This window comes from Citricoccus nitrophenolicus (assembly GCF_047305825.1).
Lineage (GTDB): Bacteria > Actinomycetota > Actinomycetes > Actinomycetales > Micrococcaceae > Citricoccus > Citricoccus nitrophenolicus.
This window is the reverse complement of the sequence record NZ_CP063070.1, coordinates 2,569,008-2,577,720: the sequence shown is the minus strand read 5'-3', so window position 1 is coordinate 2,577,720 and position 8,713 is coordinate 2,569,008. Positions and strand designations below refer to the sequence as shown.

Genomic DNA, 8,713 nt, shown 5'->3' with positions numbered 1-8,713 from the left:
GGTGGCCGAGGGTTCAACCGGTGGTCAACCCCGCGTCGGCCACGGTTCATCCCACCGGCCGCCAGAGCGGAACGGCCCGTGGATAATGGGCCTTGTGAAGGCAATCCGTCGTTTTACCGTGCGCACCCACCTGCCCGAGTCCATTTCCGGCCTGAGCCACCTGGCCACCAACCTGCGGTGGTCCTGGCATCCCCAGACCAAGGACCTGTTCCGAGACCTGGATCCCCAGGCCTGGTCCGAGCTGAACCAGGACCCCGTGGCCCTGCTGGGCTCCCTCGACCGCCACCGGCTGGCCGAACTGGCCGCCGACGAGTCCATCGTCGCCAGGGTCCAGGAGGCCACGGCGGACCTGGACCGGTACCTGAGCCAGGACCGCTGGTTCCAGCAGGACTACTGGGGCACGGAGGCCGGACCAGGCGGAGGAGCTGGCGGAGGAGCAGACGACGCCGGCCCGCGCCCCATCGCCTACTTCTCCCCGGAGTTCGGCATCACCGCCGTGCTGCCGCAGTACTCGGGTGGCCTGGGCATCCTGGCTGGGGATCACCTGAAGTCCGCCTCGGACCTGGGCGTGCCGATCATCGGCGTGGGCCTGCTCTACCAGTCCGGCTACTTCAAACAGTCACTGTCCCGGGACGCCTGGCAGATGGAGACCTATCCCGTCCTGGACCCGGACAACCTGCCGCTGACGCTGTTGAAGGAGGCGGACGGTTCCGCCGCCCTCGTTGCGCTGCCGCTGCCTGCCGGCCGGACGCTGCATGCCCAGGTGTGGCGGGCCGACGTCGGGCGCGTCCCCCTGCTGCTGCTGGACTCCAACGTCCCGGCCAACGACGACACGGCCCGGTCCATCACGGACCGTCTGTACGGTGGCGAGGGAGACCAGCGGCTGCAGCAGGAACTGCTGCTCGGGATGGGCGGGGTCAAGGCCCTGCGTCTACACGCACGGCTCACCGAGACCAGCGCACCCTCCGTCTATCACACCAATGAGGGCCACGCCGGGTTCCAGGGCATCGAGCGGATCGAGGAGCTCATGTCCGCCGGCCTGGACTGGGAGACGGCGCTGAGCTCCGTCCGGGCGTCCACCGTGTTCACCACCCACACGCCCGTGCCGGCGGGGATCGACCGGTTCGACAGGACCCTCGTCGAGCAGTTCTTCCACTCCGGCCTGGCTCCGAGTGTGCCGGTGGAGCGCGTGCTGGCGTTGGGTGCCGAGGACTACGAGGACGGCAACCCCTCCGTGCACAACATGGCCGTCATGGGCCTGCGCCTGGGACAGCGAGCCAACGGGGTGGCCCGGCTCCACGGGGAGGTCTCGCGCGAGATGTTCAAGGGCCTCTGGCCGGGGTTCGACGCCGACGAGGTGCCGATCGGCTCCATCACCAACGGCGTGCACGCCCCCACCTGGGTCTCGGACACCGTCTCCTCCCGGGCGATCGAGCTGTTCGGCGCCTCCGCCGTGGCCGGGCACGACTGGCAGCGCGTGTTCGACGTCCCCGACGCGGAGCTCTGGGAGATGCGCAGGACCCTGCGGCGGGCCCTGATCACCGACGTCCGGGCCCGGCTGCGCTCCTCCTGGAGCAAGCGAGGGGCGTCTGAGGCTGAGCTGACGTGGACCGACACCGTGCTAGACGAGAACGTCATGACGATCGGCTTCGCCCGGCGCGTACCCACCTACAAGCGACTGACCCTGATGCTGCGTGACCCGGACCGCCTCAAGCGGCTGCTGACCCACCCGGAGCACCCCGTCCAGCTCGTGGTGGCCGGAAAGTCCCACCCCGCCGACGAGCAGGGCAAGCTGATGATCCAGGAGATGGTGCGGTTCACCGATGACCCGGAGGTCCGCCACCGGATCGTCTTCCTGCCGAATTACGACATCCAGATGGCCTCCACCCTGATGCCCGGCTGCGACGTCTGGCTCAACAATCCCCTACGACCGCTGGAGGCGTGCGGCACCTCCGGGATGAAGGTGGCCATGAACGGCGGGTTGAACCTGTCCGTCCTGGACGGCTGGTGGGATGAGATGTACGACGGGGAGAACGGCTGGGCCATCCCGACCGCCTCCTCCGCGGCGTCACCCGATGAGCGCGATGATGTGGAGGCCGCAGCTCTCTACGACCTGCTCGAGAAGGAGCTCGTGCCCCGCTTCTACGGTGCCGAGAGTTCCGACCAGGCCGGCGCCGCGGGTCCGTCCGCGGCGTCCACGGACGGGGTCCCCCACCAGTGGTTGGCCATGGTCAAGCACACGATGGCCACCCTGGGCCCGGCCATGTCCGCCGACCGGATGGTGCAGGACTACGTGCGGGACCTGTACCGGCCGGCCGCACTGGCCGGCCGCCTACTGGACGCCGACGACTACGCCCGGGCTCGCGAGTTCGCCGCCTGGAAGAGCAGGATCCGAGAGAGCTTCGCCTCGGTAACCGTGGAGCACGTGGACTCGCTCGGGGTCACCGAGGAGCCCCAGGTGGGCGACGAGATGCAGGTCTCCGCCTACGTCCACCTGGACGGGCTCTCCCCCGAGGACGTGTGCGTGCAGGCCGTGTACGGCCGGGTCACCACCAAGCCCTCCGGCGCCCTCGAGGAGGACAGTCTGATGAACACCCACGTCCTGGAGCTGGCACCGGCCCAGGACCTCGGGGACGGCCGCTGGCAGTTCACCGGTTCACTGGTGATCGACCGCTCCGGCGCCTTCGGCTACTCCGTCCGCGTGGTCCCGCAGCACGAGTTGCTGGCCTCCCCTGCCGAGATGGCCCTGGTGGTCAATGCCGGCTGACACCTCCATCGCAACTGGAGGTCAGATCCGGCCCGTTTCGTCGTGAGTTCCCCGAGAATTCGGGCCGGATCTGACCGTCAGTTGCCAGTGGGAGACCATCCTCGGGAGATCAGGGCCTCCCGGGTCCTGAGGATGGCGGGGAGCCAGTTGTTCCGGGCGTGGTACGAGCTGAACCGTAGCTCCAGCCAGTCCGCTTGGTGTAGCCGCTCAGACCTGGCGATATCCCGCTGCACCTGTCCCTTCTCAGAGTGGTGTTCGCCCTCGTACTCCAGATCGATCCGCACCTCGTCGTAGGTGAGGTCACCCCGGTGGATGCGTTCGCCCGTGACCGGGTCATAGATCCACTGGTTCACGGCAGGTTCCGGCAGCCCCGCATCCACCAGGGCCAGGCGGAGCTGGGTCTCCCTGTGCGAGTCCGACCCGACGCGGGCACGCTCGGCGGCGAGACGTGCCTTGCGGATGCCGGGCTTGCCGCGGTGTCTGTCCAGAAGAGTCCTGAGGCCGTCCGGGGTGCTCAGGGGTTGGCGGTCCCAGTCACCGCCCCACACGGGGTTGAACAGCCAGTCCGCCCAGAGGATCAGGCGCGTCACCCCGGATGTTCGGGCCAGGTCCAGCCAGGTCCTGGCCGGAGTGGTCACGTCGACCCCGTCCAGCACCACCGTCTCCTCCGGCAGGACCAAGCCACGGCGCCCTGTCATGCCTTTCACCCGGGCCCGCCGGTCACCGGCGATGGACAACAGATTCAGGTCCTTCGGCGGGTCGACGTCAGGAAACCCCCACAACACGGCCGCGGATTCGTGCGAGGCCACGTCGGTGCCGGCGAAGGTTGCGGCCCGAAGGAGCGAACGGTGAAGGGTCAGGGCATCCCGTCCCCGGCGAACCGGGCTGTAGATGCCGTGCAGGTGGCGTTCGGCCTTCCTCCCACGGAGGGTCTTGCGAGACGTGCCCAGAGAACGTGCTTGGGCCACCGTGACAATGTCTGGGGTATCCATGTGCCCAGACTCGGTGAACGTCGGCCGCCCCGCTGGCCGGGCCGGCGTCGTTGGGGATGTCCATGACCCGACCGCACGCTGTGGAAGACCGGGCCAATATTCCCCAGCTCTTGCCTGCGATCATCTGGCGGTCGAATCCGGCCCAATTCTTCGGGTTACCCTCGAGTAGATGGGCCGGATTCGACCCCCAGTTGCGGGGGGGTGGGTCAGACGGAGTAGAGGGTGATCGAGCTGGCCTCGATCTTATCCCGGTCCCCCGGGGCAAAGAGGGCCCCGCGGCGAAGCTCACCGTGGAGGGCCGTCGAGAGCTGCAGCGTGAAGGCCTGCAGTTCCGCCCCGTGCTCACCGGTGATGCCGCGCAGTTCCTCTGGCACCGGCAGCCGGAAGGGCACCGTCTCCAGCCCGCCGTTGAACACGATCAACCCGGTGCTGCGGCCACCGGGGACACCGATCAGCAGCTGCAGCAGTCGATGCCCGGAGTCCGCCCAGGCCGCCTCGGTCATCGGCTGCCCCTCCTCGTTGAACCACTTGAGGTAGCCGAGGTCCCGGGCCGGGTAGGAGTAGGGCTGGCCGGCCAGGAACGCCTTGCGGACCGCGATCAGGCGGCGCGTGGTGGCGAGCATGCGCTCCTGCCGCTCATCGAGGTCCCAGTCCGTCCACGAGATCCCGTTGTTCTGGCAGTAGGCGTTGTTGTTGCCGCCCTGGCTGCGCCCGATCTCATCACCGGCGGTGATCATGGGCACGCCCAGGGACAGCAACAGGGTGGCCATCACGTTCCGGGCCGTCTGGGCGCGGGACTCGAGGATGTCCACGTCCTCCGTGGGCCCCTCGGCGCCGTGGTTGTAGGAGCGGTTGTGTGAATTGCCGTCCCGGTTGTCCTCACGGTTGGCCTCATTGTGCTTCTCGTTGTAGGACACGAGGTCCGCCAGGGTGAACCCGTCATGGGCTGTCACCAGGTTGACGGAGGCCAGCGCCGAACGCCCCGAGGCCTCGAACAACCCGGCGGATCCGGACAGGCTGTCAGCCAGGCGGGCAGTGGATCCACCCTGGCCGCCGTGTTCCATGGCCCCGCGGTCAGCCACCCAGAAGTCCCGGACCACGTCCCGGAATCGGTCGTTCCAATCGGACCAGCCGGCAGGGAAGTGCCCGGTCTTCCAGCCCCCGATGCCCACGTCCCACGGCTCGGCGATGAGCTTGGTCCCGGCCAGCACGGGATCCGCCTGTACGGCCACGAGGAACGGGTGCCGATTGGTGTAGTGATGGGCGCCGTCCCGGCACATGGTGACGGCCAGGTCGAAGCGGAACCCGTCGATCTGGAAGTCGGTCACCCAGCGCCGCAACGAGTCCACGGTCATCCGCACCACCTGCGGGTCGTTGAAGTTCAGGGCGTTGCCGCATCCGGTGGTGTCCAGGTACCGGCCGGCGGCGTCATGCCGGTAGTAGTGCTCGTCTCCGAGCCCCCGCCAGCAGAAGGTCGGCCCACCCGGGCCCTCCTCGGCCGTGTGGTTGTAGACCACGTCCAGCAGCACCTCGATGCCGGCCTCGTGGAGCAGCTTGACCATGCCCTTGAACTCGTCCTGGACGGCGCGGGGACCGGCGGCCTGCGCTGCCGCCGTGGCATAGCCGGGATGAGGAGCGAAGAAGCTGACGGTGTTGTACCCCCAGTAATTCTGCAGCCCCTCCGCCTGCAGGTGGTCCTCGTCCCGGTGGTGATGGACCGGCAGCAGCTCCACCGCCGTGACCCCCAGGTACGTCAGGTACTCCAGCATGACGGGGTGGGCCAGCCCGGCGTACGTGCCGCGCAGCTCCTCAGGGATCCCCGGGTGGAGCTTGGTCTGCCCGATCACGTGGGCCTCATAGATGATGGTGTCCCGCAGTGGGGTATGCGGCTTGGCGGCACCGTTCCACTCGAAGTCCCCTGACACGCGCGTGGACCAGAACACGCCGCCGCGCTCCACCACGGCATCGCCGTAGGGGTCCAACAGAAGCTGCGGCAGGACCTTCCCCCTGCCGGAGGTCCTGCGGCCGGTACGGGACACCCCGGGGATCCTCCGGTCACGGGCCACCAGTGCGTAGAGGCTGCCATACCCCAGGCCGGGTACCGTGCCGTGGTGCACGTGGTCCGTGACATCGAACAGCGGAGCCCGGTGCAGGTCCTCGGGGCTCGGCACGGCGTCCACGGGAAACCCTGCGTCCGTGAACACCACGTCCAGCGCGGCGACCCCGGGGGCGTAGACCGCCAGGTTCACGGCACCGTCCACCTCCGCCACGCCCAACACGGACTCCGCGACTCCAAGCGGAAAGGGGCGTGAGCGGTGCCCGGAGACGTGGCGCAGCTGCACCGGAATGGACCCGGTGGGCTGGGACGTCACACTCATCGGCCCCGGCTGGCTCCACGCTGGACGGCGATCTCATACAGGGAGATGCCCACCGCCATGGACGCGTTCAGTGACTCCATCTCCGAGGCGATCGGGATGGACACGATCTGGTCGCAGTTCTCCCGCACCAGCCGGGACAGGCCCTTGCCTTCCGAGCCGACCACGAGGCAGACCGGCTCCGTGGCCAGCGGCAGCCCGGGCAGGGACCGGTCCCCGCCGCCGTCGAGCCCCAGCACGAAGACGCCGAGCTTCTTGAGTTCCTTGAGCGCGGTGTTGAGATTGCCCGCCTGGGCCACGGGGACCCGGGCGGCCGCACCGGCGGAGGTCTTCCACGCCGTGGCGGTCACGCCCACGGACCGGCGGGAGGGCACCACCACGGCGTGCGCGGAGAAGGACGCGGCCGAGCGGAGGATCGCGCCCAGGTTGCGCGGATCCGTGATCCCGTCCAGCGCGATGAACAGCGGGGGCGCGGTGGCGTAGCCCTTCTCCCACCGCTCCAGGGCCTCGCGGGCGAGCTCGAGGGGCTCGGCGTACTGATACGGCGGGACCTGCAGCACGAGGCCCTGGTGCACGGAGTCATCCGTCATCCGGTCCAGCTCGGGCTTGGAGTTCTCCAGCACGGGCACGCCGCGCTCGGCGGCCAACTTCAGCGCCTCACGGACCCGCTCGTCCATCTCGATCCGGGTGGCCACGTGCAGGGCCTTCGCGGGGATGGACGCGCGCAGCGCCTCCACCACCGAATTGCGGCCGGCCACCGTCTCATCGGCATGCCGCGAGCGGGTGTTGCGACTGGCCGGGCTGCGGGCTGCGGAGCGCTCGGAGAGCTGCTTGCCACGGTGCGCCTTGTGGTACTCCCGGTCCTCGGCCCTCGGGGTCGGCCCCTTGCCTTCGAGCGCCTTGCGGCCGTGACCACCGGTGCCCTTGAGAGGACCCTTCTTTCCGCTGTTGCCGCGGGAGGATCCTGAGCGTGGTGCTGAGGCCATGGTGGAGTTGCCTTTCTGGCGACGGTCGGGACTGTCCCCAGTCTACGGCCCGGCCCGCCCGCTACTGCAGGGACCAGCGGGCGCCCCCGGCGGAGTCCTCCACCACCACGCCGGCCGCTGCCAGGGTGTCCCTGATCCGGTCCGCCGTGGCCCAGTCCTTCGCCTCGCGGGCCGCGGCGCGCGCATCCAGTTGGGCGCGGATCAGGGTGTCGAGGGCATGGTGGGCAGCCGGGTCCTGCGAGGGCTCCGACTCCGGGACGTCGTCCAGCCCGAGCACGTCCACCATGGCCTGCACGTCCGCGTAGTGCTGCTCCACCGCATCGGTGTCCCCGGCGGCCAGGGCAGTGTTGCCCGCGCGGACCGCATCGTGCAGGACGGCCAGGGCCTGCGGCACGTTCAGATCGTCCTCCATGGCGGCGCGGAACGCCGTGGGCACGGAGGAGAACTGGGCCACGTACACGGCCTCGGTTCCCTCCCCGGTGGACTGCCCGCTCAGGGAGGCGGCGACGGCGGCCGCCTCCTCGCGCCGCAGCTGCGCCTCGGCGACCACATCGGCCCCACGGTCCAGGAACGCCTCGATGCGCTCCACGGCCGCCTGGGCCTCCTGCAGGGAGGTGGGGCGGTAGTCCAGCTGGGAACGGTAGTGGGCCTGGCCGAGGAAGTAGCGTACGGCCTTCGGGCGGGCCTGCCCCAGCATCTGCTCGGGAGAGATGGTGTTGCCCACCGACTTGGACATCTTCTCGCCCTCGTAGGTCACCATCCCGTTGTGCAGCCAGAACTCCGCGAATCCGTCCCCCGCGGCGGCCGACTGGGCGAGCTCGTTCTCGTGGTGCGGGAAGCGCAGGTCCAGCCCGCCACCGTGGATGTCGAAGTGGTTGCCGAGGTACTTGGTGGCCATGGCAGAGCACTCGAGGTGCCATCCGGGCCGTCCGCGGCCCCACGGCGAGTCCCACAGTGCCGTGGCCGGGTCGGTCTCCTTGGCCCCCTTCCACAAGGCGAAGTCGCGCGGGTCCTGCTTGCCGCGCGGGCCGGCGTCGGGCGCGTCCTGCAGGTCCTCGAGCCGTTGGCGGGTGAGCTCCCCGTAGGAGTCCCAGGAGCGCACGTCGAAGTACACGTCCCCGGAGCCGTCCGTGGCGGGGTAGGCGTGGCCGGCGTCCACGAGGCGGTGGATGAGCGCGAACATCTCCGGGATGTGCCCGGTGGCGCGGGGCTCATAGGTGGGCCGGCGCACTCCGAGCGTGGCGTAGGCGCGGGCGAACTCCTGCTCGAAACGGTAGGCGAGGGCGAACCACGGCTCCTCGGCCGGGTAGTGATCGTCCTCCTCGAAGTCCTCACCGTAGGAGGCCGCGGACTTCTCCAGGATCTTGTCGTCGATGTCCGTGACGTTGCGGACACTCGTGACCTGCAGACCCGTGTACTCGAGCCACCGGATGAGGATGTCGAAGACGATGGCCGAGCGGACGTGGCCCACGTGCGGCATGCCCTGCACCGTGGCCCCGCAGTAGTAGAGGGACACCTCGCCCTCGGTCAGGGGGACGAAGTCCCGCACCGCTGCGGTCTTGGTGTCATAGAAACGTTGGGCCACGGAAGGGA

The 8,713-nt window shown here is 69.4% G+C and carries 5 protein-coding genes; 1 reads left to right on the top strand and 4 read right to left on the bottom strand.

What is annotated here, in order from left to right; all coding sequences use genetic code 11:
- Positions 1 to 94: 94 nt before the first annotated feature.
- Positions 95 to 2,767, top strand: a complete 2,673-nt coding sequence (gene glgP / locus IMT31_RS11775) for an alpha-glucan family phosphorylase (protein WP_413542894.1) — start codon at positions 95 to 97, stop codon at positions 2,765 to 2,767.
- Between the two features lie 77 nt (positions 2,768 to 2,844).
- Here glgP and IMT31_RS11770 read toward each other — a convergent pair whose 3' ends face one another.
- The 4 genes from IMT31_RS11770 to cysS form a co-directional block, all read right to left on the bottom strand.
- Positions 2,845 to 3,759: a hypothetical protein gene (locus tag IMT31_RS11770; protein WP_413542893.1), complete on the bottom strand. Its 915-nt coding sequence runs from the start codon at positions 3,757 to 3,759 to the stop codon at positions 2,845 to 2,847.
- Between the two features lie 206 nt (positions 3,760 to 3,965).
- Positions 3,966 to 6,137 carry a glycogen debranching protein GlgX gene (gene glgX, locus IMT31_RS11765; RefSeq protein ID WP_413542892.1) on the bottom strand — a complete coding sequence of 724 codons (2,172 nt, stop codon included), beginning with the start codon at positions 6,135 to 6,137 and terminating at the stop codon, positions 3,966 to 3,968.
- Positions 6,134 to 7,120, bottom strand: coding sequence for a 23S rRNA (guanosine(2251)-2'-O)-methyltransferase RlmB (gene rlmB / locus IMT31_RS11760; protein ID WP_345356757.1), 987 nt, complete (start codon positions 7,118 to 7,120; stop codon positions 6,134 to 6,136). The genes glgX and rlmB overlap by 4 nt, the downstream gene beginning before the upstream one ends.
- 61 nt (positions 7,121 to 7,181) lie before the next feature.
- Complete coding sequence (gene cysS / locus IMT31_RS11755; protein ID WP_413542891.1) at positions 7,182 to 8,705, bottom strand: cysteine--tRNA ligase; 1,524 nt, start codon at positions 8,703 to 8,705, stop codon at positions 7,182 to 7,184.
- Positions 8,706 to 8,713: the final 8 nt, after the last annotated feature.

Bases quoted from the DNA above. Each gene is read 5' to 3' on its own strand.
- IMT31_RS11770 (WP_413542893.1), bottom strand. From the start codon at position 3,759: ATGGATACCCCAGACATTGTCACGGTGGCCCAAGCACGTTCTCTGGGC.
- glgX (WP_413542892.1), bottom strand. From the start codon at position 6,137: ATGAGTGTGACGTCCCAGCCCACCGGGTCCATTCCGGTGCAGCTGCGC.
- rlmB (WP_345356757.1), bottom strand. From the start codon at position 7,120: ATGGCCTCAGCACCACGCTCAGGATCCTCCCGCGGCAACAGCGGAAAG.